We start from the raw sequence: 26,947 nt of genomic DNA on the forward strand, positions 1-26,947 counted from the left end.
CTTTCGTTAATTAATCTCTCATGTTATAATGTTTCTATTATTGGACACGAATGTAATTTCTTTTCATCTGGACATCGTTGTTTTAAGTCGTCTAACATAGTTTCAATTCGTTTTAAATCCTCTATTTGTTTTTGCACTTCCTTTTGTTTTTTAGAAACAAATTCGAACATATCTTGACAACGAACTTCATCTTTATCTACAACACCAAGTAATTTATAAATCTCGCTTAAAGAGAAACCAAGTTCCTGTATTCGTTTAATAACCCCAACACGCTTAACGTCATCATATGAATATATCCGATAACCAGCTTCCGTTCGGTGAGGTTCTTGTAATAAATTTTTTCGCTCGTAATATCTGATCGTTTCTTTATTAACTCCACATTTATCTGCAAACTCACTAATGCGATAAATCATCTTATTTCACCCCCTGAATATTATAAACCATGTACCATAGTACACGGTCAAGTAAATTGGACTATTTTATTTTTTTCCCAAAGTATCACTCGTATGTGATTGATACTTTTATATAATACTATTGATTATCCTAACATCCCACCAGAAAATCCGATTTAAACACCAGTTGTTTTTAAACTATTAAGAAAGTAATTCCACTATATATTCCGAAGACCCTGATTTACTAGAACGTGCAGGATTTAAAATTTGCAACGGTCCTACGCCATGCGATCTTCCAAGAGGTGAATATCCAGGAGGAATTGTGAGAAATTGGCTTGGTGTAGCAATTAACAATAATTAGCTAACAGTTGTCCGCTGTCGATCGTGTAACGACGATTCATGACTGAAGAACGACTCTCATCGTCAATGCTCCAGATAATAAGCTATCAACCACTGACGATAGTAAAACTCGGAACAATTATAACATATTACAAGCTATCATGATAACCCTCTTCAATTTTGGTGGCACCGTTTACACTTAATTGTATCCAATTTAATTATGGACTGTTCTGATAACAAAAAGCTACTAAGCCGAAAAGTAAAAATCAGATAATCAAATGGCTTAAAAATCCTCACACTGATTCGGCAGAATACAAGATATGGGGTAACGGCGTGGTGTTTCCCTGCGTGTGTTTCGTTCTCAAAAATATCGCTTATTTTCAGGCGAAAGAACGCGTGTAAGACTTGCTAAAAACCTTCTTTAGAGTGATTTTTATATGTACTCGGAAAAATCTAAGATAACGCCCGTCTTCTTGCGCAGATTCGGTTGTGGGTTCCGATGAAAAGGACATGGCCCGGCTTTGGTGCGATTTTCAGTCGCTTACACATGAAAACCGCGATTGGAAAGAAGGCCGGAAGCCATGTCCGATAAAATCATACGGTTCGACGACGCCATGTTCGGGTCGGCGGTGATCGAGCGCTGCCGGAGGCGCGAATCCGGCGTCGAGGGGGGCGCTGATGGAGATGTGCCTCGCGGGCGTGAGCACACGCGGGGTGGACGACACCGGCCGGCTGCTGTGGGGCGAGCGGATGCCGTCCCGGGCATTGAGCGACAAACTCAAGAAGATCCACAAGGAGATCGACGGGTGGCGGAAACGCCCGTTGGGATCCGAGTGCCCGTACGTGTTCGTGGACGGCGTGTGGCGCAAGCGATCCTGGGGCGGGCACGTGGAGAACGTGAGCATCCTCGTCGCCATCGGCGTCAGCAGCCGCCAGATCTCGTTTCAGTTGGGCTTCGAAACGGCTCTTGTCCCCATCGAACTCGCTTCTGCGATGCGCGAACGTCACATACGTGAATGGCGGGTTCCTCGCCAACGTGAAAAATGCGATGAAGAGACGTTTGTGGTCGGTCGTGGACGGGATCTCGTAATCGTCGTGGCCGTTGAACAGTGGGCCGGCATGGAAAGAGATGTCGGGCAGGGGGACATCCGCGAGGTGTTGTTCGTAGCGTTCGATGTGGGGATTGACCGGCTTGGGCTGGTCGTGGAACATCAGGGTGATGAGGTGGTACTTGGACAGTTTGCCCCATCTGCCAGATTCGTCGACCATGGCGTCCAGCTCGTTCATTGCTGACTCCCGGAGAAAAAGAAGTGCCTGGCTCTGCGATACGGGACTCCAGAGCTCGCCGCACTGTCTTGAACCGCCGTCCGCCGACGTGGCGTTGACGCTCCGAACCGATCATGATTCACCGGTGGATCACCTTGACGTTGATGTAGTTACTGAGTAACATCAGCATTACATTACTCAGTAACCATATCGAGAAGAGGTGCTCATGGCCGCCGCAATCAACCGCGCAATGCCGAGCCTTACCTGCCTTGACACCGGGGAACAGGCGATATTGACGATCGTCGACGCGACACGTACGCATGGCGACGGCGCGCGCAGGGTCGTCGCTCTCAGTCATGCGAATCTAATACTTCGCTCCGGGGAGTTCGTGGCCGTAATGGGACCGTCCGGTTCGGGCAAGTCCACGTTGCTCAACCTTGCCGGGGGATTGGACACGCCGTCTTCAGGCAAAGTGCTGGTCGAGGGCCGCGATCTCGCTTCGCTGAACGTTGCCCGGCGTGCCGCGATTCGACGGCGGTCGATTGGCTACGTGTTTCAGGATTTCAATCTGCTGCCGTCGTTGAACGCCATCGAGAACGTCTCGTTCCCGTTGGAACTGGACGGCTGGCCGATCCGCAAGGCGCGTAAGGCCGCATTGGAGGCCCTGCGAGAGACGGGCGTCGCTGAACTGGCGCTCCGTCGGCCTGAGGACATGTCGGGAGGTCAGGCGCAGCGTGTGGCCATCGCCCGAGCTTTGGTGGGCCGACGCCGCCTGCTGCTGGCCGACGAGCCGACCGGCGCATTGGATTCCGCTGCCGGCACGAAGGTCATGGAGGTACTGCGCAGCCGTGCCGACGCGGGCTGTGCCGTGCTGATGGTCACGCATGAACCTCGCTTTGCCGCTTGGGCCGATCGTACGGTGTTCATTCGCGACGGTCGCATCACCGACGAGACAGGAGCGACCGACTTTGACGAACTGTTCACCTGCGATAGTGCGGATGATGACGATGCCGGCGATGCGCGCAACAGCTCGCAACAGAACTTTCGCAACAATCCCGGGGAACAGTGATATCGATGCTCTTCAATTTTCCGCGTCGCCGCGTCGCCGCGCGTCTTGCCTGGCGCGATATGACACGACACAAAGCGCGCAGCATATTCGCCACATTGTTGGTCGCATTGCCTATCGCCGCGCTGGTGGCGGGGCTGGCACTGCTGACAGGCACGCCGAATTCCCGTCAGCGTGCCCTTGCCGCCATTCCTCGGAATGCGCAGGCGGTGCTCACCGCCACCGCGGTGCTCAACACAGGCCAGCCGTTCATGCAGGCGCCCGAGGGGGCTTCGCTGTGGGTGGACAGTCCCTCTCAACAACCCGCGAGCGCGGCGAACATCGCCGCAATCACGCCCGACCAGGACGCCCTGCTGCGGTATTGGGATTCGGAAACGCTAATCGCCACCGCCGGCGGCGACTTGCAGCCGGGCGATCAGATTCAGGTTGATGCCGCCGGCGCCGATACCACTGACTCCGCCGGCTCCTCCGGCGCCGACCTCGACGGCGCGGTACGAGCCAAGCTGCGCGAGACCGAACATGATGCGCTGCCACTGTTAATGCCTCCCGTTGCACAGGGTGCCGCGCCGCAGGATGCCACGCAGGCGGTTATCAGCGCATCGCTCGCTGAGCAGCTGCACCTGAATATCGGAGATACATTGACGCTCACCGCGCCTCCATTTCAAGGTGCGTACAGCACGAACGGACGCATTGGCGCGGTGCTGCAGAACTCGCGGCGCGCGTGGCGCATCAGCGGCATCGCCGATGTCACCTCAACGCTTGACGTATGGACGTATTCCGGCTGGCTCAAAGGCATGGTCGAGGCGGATGGCGGTAATGGGGTGGATGCGCATTATCTGCTGGTCGGCAGCGAGCCATTGACGTGGGCGCAGGTCAAGCGGCTCAACATGCTGCAGGTGATCGCCGTTTCGCGCCATGTGCTGACGGATGGTTATCCGAGTGCGGAAGAGCGATATCCGCGTCAAATCGACGTGCAGCAGCAGTTGATGCGAATGGTATCCGTCACTGTAACGGCTTTTCTTGGGATTGCCTTGACGCTATTCCTGATCACCCCCGCGTTCGCCGTGTCGGCCGATCAGTCTCGTCGCTTATTGGGATTGACCGCCGCATGCGGTGCCGACGGCGGGGATCTTCGACGCACGATGAGCTTCCAAGGCTTGTTTATTGGCATATCAGGCGGCATGATCGGTATCATCGCAGGCATCGGATTGTCATATGCCGCCGCACCGGCTCTGAAAGGCGCCTATGTGCATGAGGTCGCCGGTATGATTCCGTGGACGATGCTGCCCTTGGCCGCGTTAGCGGCAGTGATGATCGGATTGGCTGCCACATGGATGCCGGCGCATCGCGTCAGCCGCATGAATGTGGTGGACGCGTTGAAAGATCGCTCGGACAACGGCGAGCGCAACCGCCGTGAATCTCGGTTGTATCGCGTGGTGACGGCGATTTCCACCGCGGCATTGCTTGGCGCGGCCGTGGCCTGTGCCATGGGCGGCCTTGCCATGCCCATGCCGGAATTCGGTGATGCCGACTACGGTAGTCTGCCGGCCGAGGCAATCGGCGCGCAATTGCTGCTGATCGGAGCCATCGTGTTCTCGTTCGCCGGCCTGATCCAGTTGATTCGTCTGATCGCGCAATTATGCGAACGCCGCGGCACCTTACTGCCTCTGGCGGTACGGATGGGATTGCGTGATGCCGGCGAGCATCACCGTCGATTCGTCCCCGCCGCGGCCGCTATCGCCGTGAGCGTGGCGGTCGCCTCATACGCGCTTACCATGACCGGCTCACTGATTGCCAATGATCGGTCGAATGCCATGGAAGTGGTGCATGGCCATTCGCATGCGGTGGTGTCCCCTGAGGTTCCGATTGACAATGCCGTGGATCGTGCGGTGGTGCGATCGGCGCTGAATGCCATCAGTGATGATCTGCCCGTCACCGCACATCAGCCTGTGTATGCGCTGGCGGAAGTGCCGCCGGAGACCGTCGACAAGTTGAATGTCGCTGAGGCGAATGAGCTTATGCGCCGATTCCCGAATGCCGCTGCCAGACTGGCGACTCCATTGGATTGCATTACGAGCTCCGACCCTGATCGCGGGCAAGACGTGGCTTCGGCGCATAATCCGAACGCCCAGCCATACTGCGTGGGAGCATCGCGTTCCTATCGCCCGTTGTATCGAGGCTTGACTATGATCAACGCAGATTTTTCCGTGCTGATCATGTCCGGCGATGCGATGCGATTGTCGGGATTTGCCAATGCCGACAAGGCGGCGGACATGCTCGACCAGGGCGGCGTGGTGGTCGGCAACGCGGCGACGCTGCGCAAGGACGGCACCGTGGATTTGGAAATCTCGCACTCGCATAAGGCGCACAATCCCGACGGTTCCTCGGCCCCCGATGTGGTCACTGGGTCGGCGAGCAGGCCGGGAGTTTGGGTGGATGGGTTCTTCCCTCTGGCGATGAGCAAGGAAACCGCCCAAAGCCTGGGATTGACCGCATTCAGGTATGTGGGCGATATGGTGCAATTCGCCGACGCCCCCGGCTGGGGGACTCTGGACAAGCTGCGATCGATCATTGACGACAGGCTGCCGCTGGTGAATGGCACCAGTCAGTACTACCGCTACAGCTGGGGTACCGGCGATCCTTCAAGCATGCTTGCGGAGCTGCTGCCGTTCGCATTGCTGATGCTGCTCGCGATAGCCGCCACGGTGATCTCGCTGCTGCTGGCGCGCATCCAAATCATCCGTGATCTGGCCACGATGCATGCCGTGGGCGCATCCCCCGGTTTCCTGCGACGGTTCACGCTGGCGCAGGCCGCCATTATGTTGGCGGCCGGAACACCGACTGGCATGGTTACGGGACTCGCCTTGGGGATATTTCATGTGGCTTGGTACAGACACATCGGCTATGACGGCGCATGGCTTGACACAGTGCCCTGCTGGGGCCTGCAGGCCGCGTTGTTGATCGGCGTTATTGCAATGGGCCTGGGCGTGGCATGGCTGGTCGCACGTCCGTCGCGCAAGCTGACCAGACGAACTTTGGATTGATCGACCGTACGATATCGGATGATATACGAAGGACGAAGGAACATCATGGCGATACGGGAAGCACTGATGGCGCTGTTGGAACAAGGACCGGCAAGCGCCTACCAATTGAAGCGGCGGTTCGAACGCACCACATCAAGCATATGGCCGTTGAACATGGGGCAGGTGTCCACCACGTTGCAGCGACTGCATCGTGATGGTTTGATCGAACAAGTCGACGGCTCGGAACATGACGTTCCCGACGATTCCGATTCCCGCTCCGATTCACCGGTGGCATGGCTGCTCACCGCCGCCGGCCATGCTGAGGTATCGCAATGGTGGCGCACCCCGGTATTGCCCGAGCAGCGCGGCCGCGACGAGCTGGTGATGAAGCTGGCGTTCGCGGTAGTCACGCCAGGCGTGGATGTGTCGACGCTGGTGCAACGGCAGCGAGTGTCCATGCAACAGCTCCTACATGATGTGACTCGCGCACGCCGTCAGACGGACGGTGATGATCTGGCCGCCCGACTGGTGCTTGACCATCGCATCTTCATCACCGAAGCCGAACTGCGTTGGTTGGAGACCCTCGACGAAGCGCAGTTGCGCATCGCGCGCACGCATCGTGCATCCGCGTCGATGTCAGCCGCCACTTCCGTCGAGGAAGATTTCGCCAATGCGAGAACGTAGTTTTGCTTTGCCGGCTGATTCCGTCCCTGGCTCCGCCATGATGCCGTTGCCGTTGCCGTTGCCGTCGGATGGGTTGCGCCCGTCGGATGGGTTGCGCGTGATCGGTTTCTGTTTTCGGATGTTGGCGCGATGCGGCGGATGCACGCCGTCTTTTTTGTAGGGGGGGGCTGGATTGCGGCCTGGCGCGATCCGGCATGACGCGGCCGTCCCCGATAGTGCCGTTGCGGCGATCCGCCGAGGTTACGCCCATGGCTGAACGCCCGGAATGTTCCTTGATATCCAGTGAGACGGTCCGCGCCACGGATGTACTGTGAACGGCGGATAAGCGCATCAGGCGCCTCGATCATGGCAATGAGAGGAAACCCCGTTATGGACTGTTCATCACGATCCCAACGTCAGACTCAAGTCGATGCGTCCCCGACATCCCCGACATCTTCGACAACTATGACATCTTCAACGAATCCGACGGCCTCGTCGCCGCTGCCCACCCAGGCGCCGCCGTGGGGCGCGCTGTGGGTGATGGCCCTGGGATTGGCCATGATCGTGCTCGACAGCTCGATCGTCAACGTCTCCATCCCCACCATCATCGATGATATCGGCATTAACCTGACCGACGCCCAGTGGGTCACCTCGCTCTACAACATCGTGCTTGCCGCGTTGTTGCTGCCTTTCGGCAAGTTGGGCGACGCCAGAGGGCGCAAACTGGTGTTTCAAGTCGGTACCGTGATCTTCGTGGCGAGTTCGATGCTCGCCGCCGCCTCGCAGGGTGCGGGGATGCTGCTTGCCGCCCGTGTGCTGCAGGGCATCGGAGGCGCGATGATCATGCCGAACACCCTGTCCACGGTGTCCGCCTTGTTCCGGGGCAAGTACCGTGCCGCGGCGTTCGGCGTCTGGGGTGCGGTGATGAGTTCGGCCGCCGCCCTCGGTCCGCTGCTCGGTGGCGTGTTCACCGAGACTTTGGGATGGCGTTGGATTTTCCTGGTGAACTTGCCGTTGGGTATCGCGGTCTTTGTGTCGGCCATCTTCCTGGTGCCGCAAACCGGTGGGAACGCCTCGGTCGCCGGTGCCGCGGATGCCGCGCAGGATGCCCGATCCCGTCGCGTCGGTGTGGATATCCCGGGCGTGGTGTTGTCTGCCCTGACCTCGGCCCTGTTGGTGTTCGGTCTTATCGAAGGCGAGACCTACGGTTGGTGGAAGCAGACCTCAACGCAGTTGAAGCTCGGCGGGTTGAGCTGGAATCGTGACTGGTTGTCGCCGGTGCCGATCTGCCTGATCGCCGGCGCGCTTCTGATGGCCGTCTTCATCCTCTTCGAATCAGCGCGGGGCAAAGCCGGTCGGCCGGTCATGCTGGACATGACCCTGTTTCGTATCAGGACGTTCTCGTGGGGCAATCTGGCGGCTGCGGCCATCGCCGCCGGCGAATTCGCGCTGGTGTTCATGCTGCCGCTGTGCCTCATCAACGCCCGCGGGCTCAACACGCTGCAGGCCGGTGCGATGCTGGCTGTGATGGGCTTGGGGTCCATCGTCGCAGGTGCGCAGGCCCATGTCATGGCCGCCAGGCTCACCCCGGCCGGCGTGATTCAACTCGGTCTTGTGATCGAGATCATCGCCGTCGCCCTGGTCGCGGTCCTTATGCCTGTGGGGTTCTCTGTGTGGTGGCAGCTTGTTCCCATGGCCGCGTACGGTCTGGGTCTGGGCTTCGCCTCCGCGCAGCTGACCAGCGTGGTGCTCTCCGAAGTGCCGATCATGCAGTCCGGCGAAGGGTCGGCCACCCAGTCCACGGTTCGACAGCTCGGCACCGCCGTCGGTTCGGCCATCTCCGGCGCGTCGTTGGCCATGGCCGTCAACGGAACATTGCCGGCGCGGCTCGAATCCCTCGGGCTGCCCGCCAAGGTCGGCGACGGTCTGGCCCAAGCGGTCAGTGGTTCGGCGGGTGGAGTGATCGGCGTGTTCCGCAGCGGTGATGGACCGGCGGCCCGATTCGGCGACGAGGCGCCGAAGATTGCCGATGCGATGACTTCAGGGTTCGTCGAAGGCGGCCAGTGGACGCTTCTGGTCGCCGGCATCATGCTGTTCATCGGTTTGCTGGCTTCGGTGGCCGTGCGTCGTGCCGCGTCGTCGCACAACGTGCGTTGACGCATGACGGCTACGGTCTTATGGGGAGTGCGGCCGTGCGCGGTCGAACGGTGTGGTCCGCATACCGTCCACCGCGCCTGCGGTCGGTTCACCAGCCAGACGGCGTGTCGTGATTCGATGATGCTGTAACATATCCTTTTGTGCCTCATTGAGGCACGTACGGCCCCGTAGCTCAGTTGGTTAGAGCGCCGCCCTGTCACGGCGGAGGTCACCGGTTCAAGTCCGGCCGGGGTCGCCACCAAACTCCCGATGCATGTCGGGAGTTTTTTGTTTCCAGCCGTTCTTCGATGCCATCCGCAAGGGCGGCGAAAGTGAACGCATCCGATCCGACACGCCGTCCGCACCGATGCCGGCGTTAAGGGGGACGCCCGTTTGCAGCGGGTGAAATGCATGAGGAAGCGCATCAGCGGAATGTTCGCGACGCATGACGAACCATGGAAAATCCGCGGTGGGAGGTCATGGCGGCTCACTACTATTTTCGCTATCTCGTACGTTACGAAAGTCTTCAAGGAGTAAGCCATGACCACGCTCGCCATTGATATCGGCGGAACCAAGATCGCCGCTGCCGTCTGCGATGCAAACGACAGCATCATCCAGCGTTGGCGCGTCCCCACGCCGATGGACGCCGACGCCATCAACACGCATATCGCCGAGATCTACCGCGAAGCCGTCGCCGCTGGCCACACCGATATCGAGGCCATCGGCATCTCCGCGGCCGGTAATGTGAGCGCGGATCGCAAGACGCTCACCTTCTCCGCCAACATTCCGGCCTGGATCAATTACAATCTGTCCGAGCATGTCGGCGCGTTGATCGACCATGCCGTTCCGGTCGTCGTCGAGAACGATGCCAACTGCGCTGGCTGGGGCGAATTCGTGCACGGTGCCGGCCAGGGCAGCTCCAACATGGTCGCGCTGACCGTGGGCACCGGCCTCGGTGGCGCCATCGTGATCAATGTCCAGCTCTACCGCGGCTCCTTCGGCATGGCCGCAGAGCTCGGCCACCTGCCCATGGTCCCGGACGGAGACCATTGCGGTTGTGGTCTGCGCGGCTGCGCCGAACGTTACACTTCGGGCACGTCGCTGGAGAACTTCGCCAAGTCCGCCGTGCGCCGTCGTCCTCAGGACGCCAAGCGTCTTCTGGAGCTGTGCGGTGGCGACATCACCAAGTTGGAAGGCCCGATGGTGTCCCAAGCGGCTCAGGAAGGCGACGTGCTTGGCCTGTATGCGTTCGGCAAGATCGGCGAATGGCTTGGCCGCACCATGGCCGCCGTCTCCGCCGTGCTTGATCCGGACCTGTTCGTGATCGGCGGTGGTGTAGTGGCCGTGGGCGATATTCTGCTGGAACCGGCCCGCTACAACTACCAGCGTTTCCTGGAAGGCAGCGCCTACCGTGGCCACGCCAAGATCGTCGCCGCAGTCGCGGGCCAGGACGCCGGCCTCATCGGTGCCGCCAATCTGGCTCTTCGCTGACGCAGATGGCGGTGCGTAGATAACGCGCGTGACGCAGATAGCAACGCGTAAATAATCGCAAATAATCGCAAACAGTACAGTGCGGTGATTCTCGTTATGGGAATCACCGCACTGTTGTTTTTCTTCCGGAAATGGCGAAACCCAATGTGAGCGAATGGGCAAGATACCGGCACCGCGCGCGTGGGCGACGTCAGCATTCCTCGGCGCTGATACGCTGACTCGCGGTCAACTTCCCGATGCTGCTCGCCGCCCGACTGGTCATGTCGCTCGGTACCGGCATCTCCCTGCCGCTTATCACCAACATCATTCTGGAGAAGGCGCCACTTGAACAGCGTGGCGCGATGCTCGGCATAGTCGGCCTGGTCACCTGTGCCGCACCGGCCATCGGCCCGGTATTCGGCGGCATGCTGAAGAACCACTTCCCGCCCAAGTTCATCCTTAGCGGCTTCGCCGGCACCATGATTATGGATGTGGTGTTCGTTGCGCTGTCCGGCAATGTGTGGGTGGTGGCCATCGCCGCGAACGATGGGGCGGACGCGGCCGGTTCGTATACGGCCGCGTTCCCGCGCAGCATGATGGTGTTCACCGGCATGGCCGTGCTTGGCGTGATTCTCGCCGCGCTCATGTTCCGATTCTCCACTCGCCGACCGCCGGAATTGAGAGAAGTCAAATAGTACGCCCGCAGCGGATTGGTTGGCTTTATGATGGAACCGATATTCCATCACAGGAGAAGCAGGGGAACTATCATGCTTGATGAACCACCAGTCACTCCGATCCGCAAGGCCAGTGACGGCCTCGAACTGCCCGCCACCGGCTTCGGTACGTACAAGGTCAACGGCCTAGCCGGTGTGGACGCCATCAAGTCCGCCATCCATCAGGGTTACCGCCTCATCGACTCCGCGTTCAACTATGAGAACGAAGGTGTGGTGGGTCGCGCCATCCGCGAATCCGGCGTGCCGCGCGAAGACATCATCGTCACGTCCAAGCTGCCCGGCCGCCACCATGCTCACGACGAGGCTCTGCTCACCATTGAGGAGAGCGTGTGCCGTATGGGTCTCGACTACATCGATCTCTATCTGATTCACTGGCCGAACCCAAGCCAAGGCCAGTTCGTCGAGGCATGGGAAGCGCTGGTCGAAGCTCGCGAACGCGGCTTGGTCAAGCACATTGGCGTCAGCAACTTCCTGCCCGGCCACATCGACCTGCTCATTCGCGATACAGGTGTGACGCCGGCCGTCAACCAGGTCGAGCTGCACCCGTACTTCCAGCAGCGCGAACAGCTGGCCTACGACAATGCGCACGGCATCATCACCGAGGCATGGAGCCCGCTGGGCCGGGCCAACCAGATGCTGCGCGATCCGGATCTGAAGCGTATCGCCGCCAAGCACGGTATTTCCGTGGTCCAGGCCATTTTGCGCTGGCACCTCCAGTACGGCGACGTGGCCATCCCGAAGTCCTTGAACCCGGAGCGCCAGCGTCAGGACCTCGACCTGACCGCTTTTGAACTCGATGATCAGGACATGGCCGATATCGCCGCGATGGACAACCCCGAAGGCCACACCTTCGGCCAGAACCCCCACTGGCACGAAGAAGCGTGATTCCAACATGCAACGTCCTATTATGACTTCGCGGTCGTTTTTGCGCACGCCGTCCGAAGTGGCCGGACCCGGCGACGAGCAGGTGATCGAAGACCTCGTAGACACGCTGGAGGCCAACCGTTCACGGTGCGTGGGCATGGCCGCCAACATGATTGGCGTAGGCAAACGCATCATCGTCTTCGTGGATGAAGACCTTGGCGGGCGTATCACGGTGATGCTCAACCCCGTGATCACCGCTTCGGACGGTGCCTTCGACACCCAGGAAGGATGCCTGTCCCTGACCGGCGAACGCCGCACACTGCGTTATCGCCGTATCGAGGTCAACTACGAGGACCGTCGGTTCCGCGCCCGCCACGCCACCTTCGCCGGTTGGACCGCGCAGATCATCCAACACGAAGTCGATCACTGCAACGGCATCATTATCTGATTCATATCGGTGCGCGTTGCAGCCCAACCCCCGAGGCTGGTCATCGCGATTACGATGCGATTACATCGCAACCGCTATGACCAGCCTTTTTTTATGTGCACTGGTGGGGGTGTTCTCAGCGGTGTTGGGGTGCCATGCGCTGGCAGGTTGGCTTCGCTGGAGGTTCTAAGCGTCGGTGATGTGCCAAAGAGTGGCGGGCTGGCTTCGCTAAGGAGCGTTACCGTCGGTGGAGAACCAGTGCGTGACCTGCTGCCGACGCTAAGCGTTCATTAAGCGTCGTTAGCGGCCAAAACTTGGATGTGTAACGATGCTGGGCGGTTTTAGCGTCGTTGCTGTGCCAAGTTGTGGGCCTCTGCCGACGCTGCCAGTGCAGTAGCGTCGGCGTTGGGACAGGTGTTGGGCCTTTACCGACTCTATAAGCGGGGAAAAATCATTCTCCGGTGCCTAAGTGGGTCTATTGCCATGCTGAATGCATCTGCTGAGTGTAGCTATGCGTTCGAAGGCGATTTCGGGACCTTTCTCACTAGCAAATATGCCTAATGCGCGGAGTTATACACTTCACCGTGCACTTATACACGCCAAACGAAGCAGAAATCGACTGCTGACAGTGGACGACACGCCAGAGACGATGTGGATAACCCAGAGACGGTGGATAACAGCTGCGCGATCAGTGGATAACCTGCAAGAAAGTGCGGTTATCCACCGACGGTAGCCACTGTTATGCACATTCCATACCCCTTGGAATCATTGGGTTTTCCACTTATCCACCATCTCGCCATGCGGGCTTGCGGGCCACCGCATGAGCGCCATACAGTGTGTCTCACGGCGGGCAACGTAGCCCGCCGTCCACATCACATGAAGGGGGAAACGCCATGAGCACCGCAACCACTACTACTGCCGAAAATGCCGGTTTGCCAGCAATGCTGGACACCAAAGACGTAGCCGAGACGTTCAAACGCTGCAATCTCGCCGTCTATGCCGAAGCGAGACGCATATATTATCGCGAAGTGAATCTGAACCCATGCAAAAAGTATCCGAAGCAGGTGCTGCAAAGGATCGAATGGTGGTTCTGGGATTGGTTTGCCTATGACTGCGCCGTCAGCGGTATTGGACTGACCGGCAATGAATCCGAAGATTTACGTATCGAATTGCAGTACGGTCCGGGCGCAGGTATCTCGCCATTCCTAGCCTTGGCCGAATTCATGTATGACAAGGACGAACGTATCGGCACACGCGAGATACGTGATTTTCGCGAACTTGATGACACCAATTTCGCTTCGATGTTCTGGATTCGCGATGCCAGCGCGGTCAAAGGTCGTCTGACAGTTGAGGACATCATTCATGGTGGTGTCTACGAGGTGGCGGACGTACATGCCGCCTCGCAATACGATGGTGCGCACGGCGGCATGATCGTCAATCGCATCGCACATGTGAGAGGCGTGTGGCGATCCTGTTCCATCCCGATCTATGAGGCACGAAGGCCTGATGACCCGCAAATCGGTGATTCGCTGGCCCGTTCATTCCGGGAAACCGGATATAAACCGGACTTTGCCGGTCTGGTGCGGTTTTTCTACGGGAGGGCCAAAGACACCGGTCTCGACTGGGAAGATGTGGAAGCCGCGCGCCAAGCCGGTACTTTGGGCGCGCTGATCAAGAAGGCCAGCAATCGGTGAAGGATTCGCCTAACGCTGCTGTCCAAGTCGGCGGCCGCGATCGCGAATGAAGAGTGACGCAACCAAACAGACCGCGCACACAATGGCGACCGTGCGGAACGAAGCCCGCACGCCAATGGCCGATGCCGCCGCTTCCGGCACTCCGGTGCGCATGGCCGCCGCGGTGTGCGTGTTCATGATGGTGACCAGCAGCACAGCCGCAGACGTCATGATCGCGAAGCCCAGTAAGGCGAGCGTCCGGCCACCGATACGGTCATACATCTTGCCTGCCACCGGGTTCAGGATGCCCATGGCGATGCCGCTCGGCATCATCACCAGACCGGACACCAGTGCATTAACGCCAAGATCATTCTGCAAATATGTCCATCGCGTACAGGAACAGCTGGCGGGTGGTGAAGGTCTCGATGAGGAACGCGGTGATCGGGATCATGATGCCGTTGGTAAGCATGAATCCGGTGGTCAGCCATTGCACGGTGCTGCTGGGCACGTCGAACTCGTGCATCAACGTGGGCAGGGCGGAGATCATCAGCGTTTGGTTGAGGATGGCCACAAACGAGCCGATCATCAGGGTGATGACCATGGCGGTGGTGTTGGCGGGGGTGGTGCTGTTGGAGTTGGCGGGGTGGTGAAGCCGGCCTCAGCGGTGGCCGGCGAGGAATTGCGTGACGTCAATTATCAAGTCTCGTTTTCTTGGCTGAGTTGTCTTTCTTGGCTTGCCCATACTATCTGTGCCTTGACTGCATTCGAAAACCATTGCAATGACTAGCAACACGCTGAGACGCGGCGTATTAATTCAATCATTTGACAAACTTAGTTCGTTCGTTTTATTATTGGTCCTGCAATCCGTAATATCGCCTACTGCAAAGGAGCGCCCAAATGGGTCTGTGGGATGTTGACAAGATCGAGTACGTCGGCCGCGCCAAAGGACCGAAGGAAGACTTCGCCTTCCATTACTACGATGCCGACAAGGTCGTTGCCGGCAAGAAGATGAAGGATTGGTTGCGCTTCGGCGTTGCTTGGTGGCACACCTTCAACCAGGAACTGGTTGATCCGTTCGGCACCGGCACCGCGCACCGCCCGTACTACAAGTACACCGATCCGATGGACCAGGCTCTGGCCAAGGTCGACTACGCCTTCGAGCTGTTCCAGAAGCTGGGCGTCGAGTACTTCTGCTTCCACGATCGTGACATCGCCCCCGAAGGCGACACCCTGCGCGAGACCAACGCCAACCTCGACAAGGTCGTTGACAAGATCGACGAGAATATGAAGTCCACCGGTGTCAAGCTGCTGTGGAACACCTCCTCCCTGTTCACCAACCCGCGCTTCGTGTCCGGCGCCGCCACTTCTCCGTTCGCCGACATCTACGCCTACGCCGGTGGCCAGCTCAAGAAGAGCTTGGAGATCGGCAAGCGCCTGGGCGCCGAGAACTACGTGTTCTGGGGTGGCCGCGAAGGCTACGAGAACTTGTGGAACACCGAGATGAAGCGCGAGACCGACCACATCGCCAAGTTCTTCCACATGTGCGCAGATTACGCCAAGGAAATCGGCTTTGAGGCCCAGTTCCTGATCGAGCCGAAGCCGAAGGAGCCGACGCTGCACCAGTACGACTTCGATGCCGCCACCGCCATCGAGTTCCTGCGCAACCACGACCTGACCGACGTCTTCAAGCTGAACTTGGAAGGCAACCACGCCAACCTGGCCGGCCACACCTACCAGCACGAGATCCGCGTGGCCCGCGAGTCCGGCTTCCTCGGTTCCCTCGACGCCAACCAGGGCGACAAGCTCATCGGCTGGGATATGGACGAGTTCCCGACCGATCTGTACGAGACCGTCGCCGTCATGTGGGAAGTCCTGCAGGCCGGCTCCATCGGACCTCACGGTGGTCTGAACTTCGACGCCAAGCCGCGCCGTACCTCCTTCTACGAGGAGGACCTGTTCCGCTCCCACATCGCCGGCATGGATGCCTACGCCGCCGGCCTGCTGGTTGCCGACAAGATGAACCAGGACGGCTTCATCCAGAATCTTCAGGCCGAGCGCTACAGCTCCTACGACTCCGGCATCGGCAAGGACATCGACGAGGGCAACGTCACCTTGGCCGACCTCGAAGCCTACAGCCTCGACAAGCCGCAGTCCGAGCTCATCGCCGCCACCAAGTCCGATCACCTCGAGTCCGTCAAGGCCACCATCAACAACTACATCATTGATGCCCTGGCTGAGGTCGAGTGACCATCGGTCTGACCGATTGAATTCGCTCCATCGGGCGTGTACACATCAATTATGATGCCAGTGCGCCCGATGGGCTGATTCGATAGTTTCGCCATGTGCGGTGTTGTGTTATGCCCGCATGGCACCTTTCCATTCCTTCTTTCTCCTTTCTCTCCTTCCGCTGAAAACCGCCTGAGGCAACGTCGCCAAGGGCGGTTTTCTGGTTGTGGCGGGGCTGGGGGGGTGGATTGGGGTGGGGCGAACATGTTCGCGGAGGGGTGCGTTGACGGTGACGTGTTGGCGACGGTGAACATATCGGCGGCAGGAGAAGATAAGCTGTTCTCAGGGGAACATCAGCACAACAAAGGAGTTACGCATGCGAGATTTCATTTTCCATAACCCGGTGAAGATCTACTTCGGCAAAGGGCAGGCGCGCCATATCGCACAGGAGGTGGAGCGTGTCGAGGGCGCCGTTCTGGTGGTGTATGGCGGCGGATCGATTAAACGCAACGGTGCCTATGACGATGTGATGGCTGCGCTGGCAGGAACCGGGCGCAAAATCATCGAGCTGCCCGGCGTTACGCCGAACCCGCGATTGGACAAAGCGCTGGAAGGCGTACGACTGGTCAAGGAGCATGGCGTCGGCCTGATTCTGGCCGTTGGCGGTGGCTCGGTAATCGACTGCGCGAAATTTATTTCGTTGGGTTCCGGCATCGGTGACGATGAGGATTTGTGGGATGACTACATCGAAACCGGCAAACCGGCACCTGAAGGGCTGATTCCGGTTGGCGTGGTGCTCACCACCGCGGCAACGGGCTCGGAAATGGGAGATGCGGCCGTGCTCACCAATTGGGAACGTAACCGCAAGCTCGGCTATACGTTGTTCCCGCTGATGCCCAGGTTCTCCGTGCTGGATCCAAGCTACCTGATGACATTGCCCGCCGAACAGACGGTGTATGGCTTCGAGGACATGTTCTGCCACACGTGTGAGCAGTATTTCTCCTATCCGGTGGACGACAACCTTTCCGACGAAATCGCCGAGGGAATCCAACGTCATATTCTGCGTTCGTGGCGAGCGTGCTTGTCCGATCCGAAAGATTATGAGGCTCGCTCCAATGCAATGTGGGATTCCACGTTGGCTCTGAACCGCATTATCTCGCGCGGCAAGGAAGAGGATTGGGTGACGCACGGCATCGAGCACGCGCTGTCCGCATACACCGATATCGCTCACGGTGCTGGTCTGGCTGTGGTCCACCCGCATTGGATGGCATACGTGTATTTGGTCAACGATGAGGTGACGGCTCGCTTTGCCCGCTGGGCGGTCGACGTGTGGGGTGTGACGCCCACCGGCAAAACCGATCGCACGGTGGCCGAGGAAGGCATTGATCGCTATGTCGATTTCCTGCGTCGCGTAGGTGCGCCGCTGACTCTTTCTGAGGCCGGCGTGCCCGACGATCCCGCCTCTCTCGACAAGTACGCCGATCATGCCGGTGAGGCCGGCGGCTCATTCGTGCAGATTCACCGTGACGATGCCCGAGCGATTCTCGAGGCATGCAAGGAACCGGTGTCGTTCTGACGGTTGGACTAATCCCGTGATTTGAGCCGCCGCGTGCTGTCCCGCACCACCAAAGACGTAGAAAGAACCACGCGCTTCTGAATCTTGCGTCCTTCATTGGTGTCGATGACCATGCGGGCTGCAGTGGCGGCCATGTCTTGCAATGGCTGGCGGACCGTGGTCAACGCCGGGCCCATGTACGCGGCGGTCTGTATATCGTCGAATCCGATAACGGACAGATCTTCGGGGATACGGATTTTCAGTTGACGGGCCGCCTCGTAAACGCCCATGGCCTGTAGGTCATTGCCTGCAAAGATGGCGGTCGGGCGACTTTGTTCGTCTTCAAGTAACGCCATGGCTCCTTCGTAACCGCCTGGCGTGGTGAAATCGCCTTCGGTGATGAGTTCGGGAGAGGTGGGGATATTGCGTTCGGCGAGGGCCGCCGAATAGCCGTCAAGCCGGGCACGTGAGCAGAGCATTTCATCCGGTCCGGTGATGATGCCGATGCGCTTGTGGCCGAGTTCCAGCAGATGACGGGTGGCGATGACGCCACCCATCCAGTTGTCCGCCTGTACGGAGAGATCATCTAATGCCGGATTGCCGGAAGGGTCGAAGACGACGAAAGGAATGCCGTGTGATTGGAACATGCTGCGTTCCTTGTCCGTCAAGTTGGAGAACACCAGAATAGTGCCAATGGGCTGGCGGTCGATGATGCCTTCAACCCAGGAAGAGTCGGGGTGCTGCCGGTCGCCACTTTCCGCAACCATGACATTGATGTTGTGCGGCTTGGCCTCCGTGATGATGCCCCTGAGCACCTCCAGCGCCCAAATGGTCTCAAAATCCCGAAATACCACCTCGATGGTGCGTTGTTTACGGGAGGGGGAGACGCGGCGAATGTAGCCGTTGTCTTTCAGGGCTTTGTCAATGGCCTGCCGGGCCGCCTCCGAAATATCCGCCTTGCCGTTCAGGGCTTTGGACACGGTGGCCAGTGAGTAGCCAGTCTGTTTGGCGATGTCTGCAAGTTTGACCTTGTTCTCGCCGTTGCTTTTGCGCTGTTCTGCCGACGCCATCATTGACCGCCTTCATCAGAGAATGTTGGTATCAGTATATTCGAAACTTTCGTAAAGTCAATTTGACGATAAAGAATGGTATGTATAGATAAAAAAAGGTTGGAATTTCAACGATTTTGATAGTAAAAAAGCCGATATAAATTTCGTTTGACCGTCAAACTAAGGCTCTTTATGATAAAGGTATCGAAAACATAAAGCGAGTTTTCGGTAAAGTTGAAGAAGACTGATGGGGTAGGTGAAACGGCGAAGTTTCACTGAAAACATCATTAATTACCAGCTGTTAGATATGTAACTGGCTGATATACCTTTCGAAACTTTCGTAAATCGCGGATCGGTTTCATGCTGGTCAAGAACAATAAGGAGACGACAATGAAGTTCAAGTCCGTGGCCGCCGCACTTCTGGCGGCGGTAACCTGTGTCAGCATGGCCGCTTGCGGGAGCGGCAGCGACACGAACGCCGATGGCAAGGTGGAAATCACCATGTGGCACAACTCCACCACTGGCGACGGCAAGGCATACTGGGAATCCGCCGCCAAGGCGTTCGAGAAGGAAAACCCGAACGTTACCATCAAGATCGAAGCCATTCAGAACGAGGATATGGACGGCAAGCTGCAGACCGCTCTGCAGGACCCGAATTCCGCCCCCGATATCTTTATGGCGCGTGGTGGCCAGAAGCTACGTGATGTGGTCGAAGCTGGGCAAGCCATGGACCTGACCGACAAGATCTCCGACACCGTCAAGAACCAGATGGCCACTGCTGAAGCCACCGGCACCATCGATGGCAAGATCTACAGCGTGCAGCAGTCAGTGCTTCCCGGCGGCATCTGGTATTCCAAGGATCTGTTCGAGAAGGCCGGTATTACTGAAACTCCGAAGACCTGGGATGAGTTCAAGACCGTGGTGCAGAAGCTGAAGGACGCCGGCATCACGCCGATTGCCGTAGGCGGTAAGGACGCCTGGCCGGCCGCCCACTGGTGGTACTGGTTCGCACTGCGCGAATGCTCTGCTGACACCTTCGACAAGGCCCAGTCCGATAAGGACTTCAGCGATAAGTGCTGGACCCGTACCGGTGATGATGTGCAGGCGCTGCTCGACCTCGATGCCTTCAACGATGGCTTCCTGACCACTCCGGCCCAGCAGGGCGCAAGCTCCTCCGCCGGCCTGCTCGCCAACCACATGGCAGCTATGGAACTCATGGGCGGCTGGGAGCCCGGCGTGATCAAGGACCTGACTCCGGACAAGAAGGACATGGCCGACCTCGGCTACTTCGCATTCCCGACCATGGACGGTGGCGAAGGCGATCCAACTGCCATCATGGGTGGTTCCGATGGCATGGCCGTGGGCGAGTGGGCGCCTGAAGAGGCTGTGGACTTCCTCAACTTCGTCTCCGAGAAGGAATGGCAGGAGAAGTACGCTGAGGCGTTCTCCACCATCCCGGCCAACAAGGAAGCCCAGGATGTGGTGACCAACGAGGCTCTGAAGCAGGTGCTGACCGTCTACAACGACGCATCCTCCGTGTCCATGTGGCTCGACACCGTGTTCGGTCAGAACATCGGCAACGCACTCAACGAAGGCGTGGTCAACATGATGGCCGGTCAAGGTTCCGCCCAAGACATCGTCAAGGGTGTTGAAACCGCTGCGGCCAAGGGCTGATTCGCTCTGACCCGACCGTAATTCCCGGGCTGCGGCGAATGCTTGCACCGCAACAACCGCGGCCCAATTTGTTTTCTTAGGAAGGCCTCAACAATGTCAGTTTCAGCAGGCGCGAGGGTACAGCGCCGCACGTCGGGCTTAAGCGACAAGGCTCGCAAACGTATCGAAATCACCATCCTTTCGCTTCCTGCCCTGATCATGTTCCTCGGATTCGTCATCCTGCCGGTGTTCATGGCCGGCTACTACGGATTCTTCAAGTGGAAGGGCTATGGCAAGCCCACCGTCAACGGCCAGTTCATCGATTTTGAAAACTACAAGATCATTCTGACCGACCCGAACTTCCAGCAGGCATTGGGGCACACGCTATTCGTGGTCGTCGCTTCGCTCGTCATCCAGGGGCCGCTGGCCATCCTCTTCGCCCTGCTGCTCAACCAGAGATTCAAGGGCCGCGCACTGATTCGTACCCTGATTTTCGTGCCGTACGTCGTTTCCGAAGTCATCGTTGGCACCGGCTGGGGGCTTATCCTCCAGACCACAGGCGCATTGAATGCGCTACTCAAGAAAATAGGACTTGGCGGGGCGGACTGAATCTCCGATCCGAAAATCGCCATCTGGACATTGATGTTCATCATTTCGTGGAAGTACATCGGCTTCGCCGTCATCCTGATGATTGCCGGCATGCAGTCGATTCCCGAAGACCTCTATGAAGCCGCGAAAGTGGATGGTGCTGGATTCTGGCGTCAGCAGTGGAGCATCACCCTGCCACTGCTCGGCCCCACCATTCGTATCTGGGCATTCATGTCGATTATCGGTTCTCTCCAGCTGTTCGACTTGGTCTACATCATCTGGGGCCAGTACGTGTCGTCTACCGCAGGAACATCCACCATGGCAACCTACATGGTGCGCGAAGGTCGACTCGCCAACAACTATGGTTACGGTTCCGCCGTGGCCGTGGTGATTTTCATCATCTCGCTGGTCATTGCCTTGACCTACCAGCGGTTCGTGCTTAACCGAGATCTCGAAGGTGCGCTCACTGACGAGAGGGATGCCAAGCGTCGTGCCAAGCGTGCGGCGAAGGAAGCGGCCAAGCTTGCCAAGGTCAATGGCAATGCCGCAGCAGTTGCAAATGAGGTGGTTTCACAATGACGACCGCAGTCTCCCCGTCCGTAGGCAAGGGCAAGAACAAGACCTATGATCCGTATACACTGAGAAAATCCGCAAAGACCCCGTGGGGCAACCCGGTCGTCTACTTCTTCTCACTGCTGCTTGTGGCGCTGTGCGTTGGCCCGGTGCTGTACATCATTATCGGCGGCTTCCGCACCAATTCGCAGATTACGAGGGACCCGGCCGGCTGGCCCGATCCATGGAACTTTGAGAATTACAAGACGGTGTTCACTTCGAACATCTTCTGGTCGGAACTCGTCAACTCCCTGATCGTCTCCATTGGCACAATGGTGGGCGTTGTGGTGCTGGCCTTGATGGTGAGCTTCGTCATTGCCCGATACGAGTTCAAATTCAACAAACTGCTGTACTCGCTGTTTGCCGCCGGCATGATGTTCCCCATCACCGTGGCCATCACCCCGTTGTATCTGCTGCTGCGCAATCTGCACCTGATCAACTCGCATCTGGGCATTATCCTGCCCCAGATAGCATTCGGCCTGCCACAGGCCATCATCATCCTGGTGCCATTCCTCAAGTCCATTCCTAAGGAGCTGGAAGAAGCGGCAGAGCTGGACGGCTGTTCTCGCATCGGCTTCTTCGGCCGTATGGTGCTGCCGTTGAGCTGGCCCGGCGTGGCCACCGTCGGCATCCTGAGCTTCGTGAGCAGCTGGAACGCCTACATGCTGCCGCTGTTCCTGCTCAACGATTCCAGCAAGTACACCTTGCCGCTCGGCGTGCAGATGTTCAGCTCCCAGCATTCGGTCGATACCGCTCAGGTACTGGCCTTCACCTCGCTGTCGATGATCCCCGCGCTGATCTGCTTCACCATTTTCCAGAAGAAGATCGTTGGCGGCCTGACCGGTGCTGTCAAGGGCTAGTCGCAGCAACCATAACCGTGCCGTGGAAAGGTACATGGCTCTTTGGGCCGATTCCTTTCAACCTCTTCCTTTCCTCCTTTCCACGGCCCCTTTCTTTTCAATGAGGAGAAGACCATGAAGATCTCCAATCCCGTACTCCCCGGGTTCGATGCGGACCCCTCGATGATTCGCGTCGGCGACACCTACTACATCGCAAATTCCACATTTGACTGGTGGCCGGGAGTCCGTTTGCATGAATCCCGCGACATGGTTCACTGGAATCTGCTGCCCGGGCCCTTAAACCGCGTTTCCCAGCTGGATATGAAGGGCAATCCCTCCGGTGGCGGCATCTGGGCACCGGACCTGTCTTATGCGGACGGCAAATTCTGGCTTATCTACACCGACGTGAAAATCGTCAACGGCGCGTTCAAGGATTGCGCGAACTATCTGGTTACCGCCGACGACATTCGTGGTCCGTGGAGCGATCCGATTCGGGTCAATGGCGTCGGATTCGACGCCAGCCTATTCCATGATACCGATGGACGCAAGTATCTGGTGCAGCAAACCTGGGACTTCCGTGAATATCATCATCCGTTCGACGGCATCACCTTGACTGAATTCGATGTCAAAACCATGCAATTGAAGCCGGAAACAGCCCGCACCATCTGGCGCGGCACCGATGTGAAATTGGTCGAAGGACCGCACCTCTACGCCATCAATGGCTGGTACTACCTGTTTTGTGCGGAAGGCGGCACCCAATACGAGCATCAGGAGTCCGTGGCCCGTTCGCGTACCTTGGGTGAGCTTTCATTCGAAAGCATGCCGAGCAATCCGTTCCTCTCCAACTTCGATACCCCCGGCACCTACCTGCAAAAACAGGGGCATGGGGCGCTCGTGGATACGCCTAGCGGCGAATGGTATTACGCTTCGCTGTGCGGCAGGCCCTGGCGGCACGAGAACGAGCCGGCTCATGGTGTGCGCGGCTGGTGCACGCTCGGCCGAGAGACTTCGATCCAGAAGGTCGAGTGGGATGGCGACGGTTGGCCGTACGTGGTCGGCGGCCATGGGGGAGAGCGCTACGTCGAAGCCCCAGCCGACGCCATCGCAACCGAGGCCCCTACGAATCATAGCCAGCATGACGAGTTCGAATCAAACAAACTCGACCTCAACTGGAACACCCTGCGCGTACCATTCACCGAGACCATGGGCCGCGTGGGCGGCGGCTCGCTGACCTTGCGTGGTCAAGGGTCGCTGGCAAACCTGTTTGAACTGTCGCTGGTAGGACGCCGTTGGCAGGCGTTCGATTTCAACGCCGAAACCAAGGTGACATTCGATCCAAGCAACTACATGCAGATGGCCGGCCTGACCAACTTCTACAACCACCTGTGCTGGTCATGGGCATTCATCACCTGGGACGAGAAGCGAGGACAGCGCGTAATCGAAGTCGCCCAGAACGATTTCGATACGTACACGTCGTTCCTCAAAGACACAGCCATCGCCATTCCTGATGACATCGAATCCGTATGGTTGCGAACCAAAGTGCGTACGCGTACCTACACCTACGAGTATTCGTTCGATGGCAAGACATGGCATGAGATTCCGGTGACGCTGGACGCCGCCGTGCTCTCCGATGATCATGTGGCCCAACGTTATGGCGGATTCTTTACCGGCGCGTTCGTCGGGTTGGTGGCCGTGGACCTTTCCGGATACGGCAAAGAAGCCATTTTCAGCCATTTCGATTACATGGAAATATGATGACGCCAGGCGGCTTTCCTGATAATCAGGGAAAGTCGCCTGACTATTCGGCACTGGGGAATGAAAGGCGACACTTGTGGCAAGCGACAATGAACATTGCGGCGACCGTGGCCGCGAATGTACCATAACCGTCTCCAACCCGGTGTTGCGTGGCATGTACCCGGACCCGTCCTGGATATGGGATACGACGCGCGAGGAAATCGTGCTGGTCAACTCCTCGTTTGAATTGGTGCCGGGGTTGCCCATTCATACGACCCGTGATCTTGTGACGTGGACGCGCACGGCGAATGCGGTGGATGAGGCGATGTCTCATCGGCTGCTCATTGATGGCGTCGAGGATTCCGGCGGCCTGTACGCGTCGACCATTCGCCGTATCGGCGGGCGATATGTGATCGTATGCACCGTGGCCCGCGTGGATGAGGTGAAGGCGCTCGCTGCGGGATGCTCGCAGAAGGATATTGATAACTGCCGTGACGCCCAAGGCAATTTCGTCATCGAGGCCGATGAGTTGACCGGACCATGGCGCGGCCCGTACTGGGTGGCCGGGGCCGAAGGCATTGATCCGGACATCTTTGAAGACGGCGATGGCACAGTGTGGTGGACGCAAACGCGCCCGGCATTACACCCGCAGTGGGATGGTCAAACCGAGATCTGGACGCAGCCCATCGCCCCAGGCACGTGGACGTTGCAAGACCATAAAACCGTGATTTGGCGCGGCTATGGCATGGATGCGGTATGGGCTGAAGGGCCGCATTTGTACCGGGTGGGCGATTACCTCTACCTGATGACCGCCGAGGGCGGCACCAGCTTCGAGCACAGTGAGATGATAATGCGCACGCACGCACCGCGCGGATTCGCGGCGGCGCTCGCCGGTTTTGAGAAGAACCTTGCTGCGCAAGATATCTGGATTGAGCCGGCGCGTGACGGTGAACGAAGCGTGGTGGGCCGCGATGACCGGCTGTTTGAGGCTTGCAAACGCAATCCGATCCTCACACACCGTCATTTGGGAGCGGGGGAGCCAGTCCAATGCGTTGGGCACGCCGATCTGCTGCTGCATCCGACCGTCGGCTGGCTGCTCGCGTGTCTTGGCGTACGCGAGACTCCGGGCGAGGAACCCGGAGAAACGTTCAGCTACTGTGGCCGGGAAACGTTCGTGGCACCGGTCGTATGGCAGCACAATCCGGTCTCGTGGAAGCTGGACGGTGGGGAGCCGAATAAGCGTATCGATATCGTCGATCCCGGTTGGCCTGTCGTGGCTCCGGGGCTTGGCCGGCTTCCCGAGAAGTTGGTCGTGGACGTTGACGAGGATGGATTGCCATGTGCAGTGAGGGGTGTGGACTCTGCGAGGTGTGATTGCGCTGCTGGTGATAATGCCGCATGCTCTGCTGAGCTCATCCAGCTCGACGATACCCGCCTAGTCGGCGTTCGAGGCCGTGACGATTACCGGTTCCTGCGCGTCGACGGGCAGGAATATGCCGCGTTCACCCGGCCCGAATACACGATGATGATGCATCAGGATTCCACCCATGTTGTCATGGTCATGGCGGAAGCGGAATCCGGCCAATTGACGGCCGAAATCACCGATAGGGGAGATAAGCGGTGCATTGCGCTTGGAGCGCTTGGGGCCAACGAATGGTTCGGATTGCGCTTGCATGGCAATCGTTTGGAATTCCTTGCCGGGCAGCCTGCACCTGACAGTATTGATGAGGGAACAATGCCTGATATTGCACTAATTGCGCATGCGGACGTTACTTATGCTCGTATCATGGCAGATTGTGATGCGCGATTCCTCAGTACCGAATGGGCCGGCGGATTCGTGGGTTGTCTGATCGGCGTAAAACGGCGGTAATGATCTCAGCCCGCTCTACAATATTGTGCAATCATATTGTTTAATCGTTAAACAAATGCAAGGGGGCAATCGATGGCGCACGATCTCGAACAACTCAAGCAAGATCACCCGGATGTGGCGAAACTGTTCGCCGATGACTGGTTGCAGTACCGTAAGTCGGAGATTTTGCCGGAACTTACGCGCGAGGCGCAGTCCACGTGCGACCGCATCAATCGCATCTACTTTGAAGACACCGCCGAAGCTGAGCGACTGTTCCGCAAACTCGTGCCCGAGGCCGGCGAGGGCGTGGACTTCCGCCCGCCAATCCGGCTTGATTACGGGCTAGGCCTGAAAATCGGAGACCGTACGTTCATCAACATGGACCTGCTGATTGTGGGCGGCGGCCCGATCTCCATCGGTTCCGATTGCCTGATTGGCCCGCGCGTGAGCATCTATACGCCAAACCACGCCATCGCCCGCAAGCCTCGACTGGAAGGCTGGCAGCACAACGCCGACGTGACCATCGGCAACAATGTGTGGCTGGGCGGCAATGCAGTGATCTGCCCCGGCGTCACCATCGGAGACAACTCGATTATCGGTGCGGGCGCAGTCGTCACCCATGATATTCCCGCCGATTCCATCGCCGTGGGCAATCCCTGCCATGTGATTGCCGAAGTCCCGGATGACTGGACTCCTGAAGAGCAGGCCGCTGCCGAGAAGCAGTAGGTTTGCCGCTCTAACCCAACTGTCGCGGCGAAACCGGGATAAAGGAGAGAAAGGAACAATGCA

General features: G+C 58.3%; 20 protein-coding genes, 1 tRNA gene and 2 pseudogenes. 19 read left to right on the forward strand and 4 right to left on the reverse strand.

What is annotated here, in order from left to right:
- Nucleotides 1-23 precede the first annotated feature (23 nt).
- Complete coding sequence (merR, locus tag MMB48_RS02945; protein WP_080714099.1) at nucleotides 24-413, reverse strand: Hg(II)-responsive transcriptional regulator; 390 nt, start codon at nucleotides 411-413, stop codon at nucleotides 24-26.
- A gap of 929 nt (nucleotides 414-1,342) precedes the next feature.
- Between merR and MMB48_RS02950 the strand changes: the two are divergent.
- From MMB48_RS02950 to MMB48_RS03000, 11 genes and pseudogenes are all read left to right on the forward strand, one after another.
- Nucleotides 1,343-1,661 (forward strand): annotated as a pseudogene (locus tag MMB48_RS02950) (transposase); the annotation flags it as partial.
- A gap of 562 nt (nucleotides 1,662-2,223) precedes the next feature.
- Nucleotides 2,224-3,066: an ABC transporter ATP-binding protein gene (locus tag MMB48_RS02955; protein WP_050496238.1), complete on the forward strand. Its 843-nt coding sequence runs from the start codon at nucleotides 2,224-2,226 to the stop codon at nucleotides 3,064-3,066.
- A 5-nt stretch (nucleotides 3,067-3,071) separates the two neighbouring features.
- Nucleotides 3,072-6,107: an FtsX-like permease family protein gene (locus tag MMB48_RS02960; protein WP_032744019.1), complete on the forward strand. Its 3,036-nt coding sequence runs from the start codon at nucleotides 3,072-3,074 to the stop codon at nucleotides 6,105-6,107.
- A 45-nt stretch (nucleotides 6,108-6,152) separates the two neighbouring features.
- On the forward strand, nucleotides 6,153-6,770 hold the full coding sequence (locus MMB48_RS02965; RefSeq protein ID WP_032744018.1) for a PadR family transcriptional regulator: 618 nt from the start codon (nucleotides 6,153-6,155) through the stop codon (nucleotides 6,768-6,770).
- A gap of 303 nt (nucleotides 6,771-7,073) precedes the next feature.
- Entirely contained in the window at nucleotides 7,074-8,906 is a 1,833-nt protein-coding gene (locus MMB48_RS02970) for an MFS transporter (RefSeq protein WP_032744015.1), read from the forward strand.
- A gap of 161 nt (nucleotides 8,907-9,067) precedes the next feature.
- A tRNA-Asp gene (locus MMB48_RS02975) sits at nucleotides 9,068-9,144 on the forward strand.
- A gap of 281 nt (nucleotides 9,145-9,425) precedes the next feature.
- Nucleotides 9,426-10,376, forward strand: a complete 951-nt coding sequence (locus MMB48_RS02980; protein WP_032744011.1) for an ROK family glucokinase — start codon at nucleotides 9,426-9,428, stop codon at nucleotides 10,374-10,376.
- A gap of 236 nt (nucleotides 10,377-10,612) precedes the next feature.
- Nucleotides 10,613-11,050, forward strand: coding sequence for an MFS transporter (locus MMB48_RS02985; protein WP_230581208.1), 438 nt, complete (start codon nucleotides 10,613-10,615; stop codon nucleotides 11,048-11,050).
- A gap of 72 nt (nucleotides 11,051-11,122) precedes the next feature.
- Nucleotides 11,123-11,974, forward strand: coding sequence for an aldo/keto reductase (locus MMB48_RS02990; RefSeq protein ID WP_032744010.1), 852 nt, complete (start codon nucleotides 11,123-11,125; stop codon nucleotides 11,972-11,974).
- Between the two features lie 7 nt (nucleotides 11,975-11,981).
- Nucleotides 11,982-12,401, forward strand: a complete 420-nt coding sequence (locus MMB48_RS02995; protein ID WP_032744009.1) for a peptide deformylase — start codon at nucleotides 11,982-11,984, stop codon at nucleotides 12,399-12,401.
- An 872-nt stretch (nucleotides 12,402-13,273) separates the two neighbouring features.
- A complete protein-coding gene (locus MMB48_RS03000) occupies nucleotides 13,274-14,074 on the forward strand; it encodes a hypothetical protein (RefSeq protein ID WP_032744007.1) in 801 nt (266 codons plus the stop codon).
- A 9-nt stretch (nucleotides 14,075-14,083) separates the two neighbouring features.
- On the opposite strand, the gene MMB48_RS03005 is transcribed toward MMB48_RS03000, so the two are convergent.
- Both MMB48_RS03005 and MMB48_RS03010 read right to left on the reverse strand, forming a co-directional pair.
- On the reverse strand, nucleotides 14,084-14,401 hold the full coding sequence (locus tag MMB48_RS03005) for a permease (RefSeq protein ID WP_032744026.1): 318 nt from the start codon (nucleotides 14,399-14,401) through the stop codon (nucleotides 14,084-14,086).
- Nucleotides 14,402-14,420: 19 nt separating this feature from the next.
- On the reverse strand, nucleotides 14,421-14,654 hold the full coding sequence (locus MMB48_RS03010; RefSeq protein ID WP_032744005.1) for an MFS transporter: 234 nt from the start codon (nucleotides 14,652-14,654) through the stop codon (nucleotides 14,421-14,423).
- 296 nt (nucleotides 14,655-14,950) lie between these two features.
- Between MMB48_RS03010 and xylA the strand changes: the two genes are divergently transcribed.
- Nucleotides 14,951-16,300 (forward strand): xylose isomerase, encoded by a 1,350-nt coding sequence (gene xylA / locus MMB48_RS03015; RefSeq protein ID WP_007055684.1) that lies wholly within the window; start codon nucleotides 14,951-14,953, stop codon nucleotides 16,298-16,300.
- A gap of 355 nt (nucleotides 16,301-16,655) precedes the next feature.
- Nucleotides 16,656-17,855 (forward strand): iron-containing alcohol dehydrogenase, encoded by a 1,200-nt coding sequence (locus tag MMB48_RS03020; RefSeq protein ID WP_032744003.1) that lies wholly within the window; start codon nucleotides 16,656-16,658, stop codon nucleotides 17,853-17,855.
- Between the two features lie 8 nt (nucleotides 17,856-17,863).
- Here the strand turns inward: MMB48_RS03020 and MMB48_RS03025 are convergent, their stop codons facing one another.
- On the reverse strand, nucleotides 17,864-18,907 hold the full coding sequence (locus tag MMB48_RS03025; protein ID WP_050496237.1) for a LacI family DNA-binding transcriptional regulator: 1,044 nt from the start codon (nucleotides 18,905-18,907) through the stop codon (nucleotides 17,864-17,866).
- A 366-nt stretch (nucleotides 18,908-19,273) separates the two neighbouring features.
- Here MMB48_RS03025 and MMB48_RS03030 point away from each other — a divergent pair, with 366 nt between their 5' ends.
- The 6 genes and pseudogenes from MMB48_RS03030 (at nucleotide 19,274) to MMB48_RS03055 (ending at nucleotide 26,884) form a co-directional block, all read left to right on the forward strand.
- Complete coding sequence (locus tag MMB48_RS03030) at nucleotides 19,274-20,557, forward strand: ABC transporter substrate-binding protein (protein ID WP_032744002.1); 1,284 nt, start codon at nucleotides 19,274-19,276, stop codon at nucleotides 20,555-20,557.
- Nucleotides 20,558-20,650: 93 nt separating this feature from the next.
- Nucleotides 20,651-21,703: pseudogene (locus tag MMB48_RS03035) on the forward strand (carbohydrate ABC transporter permease).
- The gene (locus MMB48_RS03040; RefSeq protein ID WP_015511997.1) at nucleotides 21,700-22,596 is read left to right on the forward strand and encodes a carbohydrate ABC transporter permease; all 897 of its coding nucleotides are present in this window, start codon (nucleotides 21,700-21,702) and stop codon (nucleotides 22,594-22,596) included. The pseudogene MMB48_RS03035 and the gene MMB48_RS03040 overlap by 4 nt, the downstream one beginning before the upstream one ends.
- Before the next feature lie 114 nt (nucleotides 22,597-22,710).
- Entirely contained in the window at nucleotides 22,711-24,330 is a 1,620-nt protein-coding gene (locus MMB48_RS03045; protein WP_008782904.1) for a glycoside hydrolase family 43 protein, read from the forward strand.
- A gap of 76 nt (nucleotides 24,331-24,406) precedes the next feature.
- On the forward strand, nucleotides 24,407-26,179 hold the full coding sequence (locus MMB48_RS03050; RefSeq protein ID WP_050496236.1) for a glycoside hydrolase family 43 protein: 1,773 nt from the start codon (nucleotides 24,407-24,409) through the stop codon (nucleotides 26,177-26,179).
- Nucleotides 26,180-26,251: 72 nt separating this feature from the next.
- Nucleotides 26,252-26,884, forward strand: a complete 633-nt coding sequence (locus tag MMB48_RS03055) for a sugar O-acetyltransferase (protein ID WP_032744001.1) — start codon at nucleotides 26,252-26,254, stop codon at nucleotides 26,882-26,884.
- The last annotated feature ends 63 nt before the right edge of the window (nucleotides 26,885-26,947 follow it).

The sequence above is a fragment of the Bifidobacterium sp. FKU genome (genome assembly GCF_026016385.1).
GTDB lineage: Bacteria > Actinomycetota > Actinomycetes > Actinomycetales > Bifidobacteriaceae > Bifidobacterium > Bifidobacterium infantis.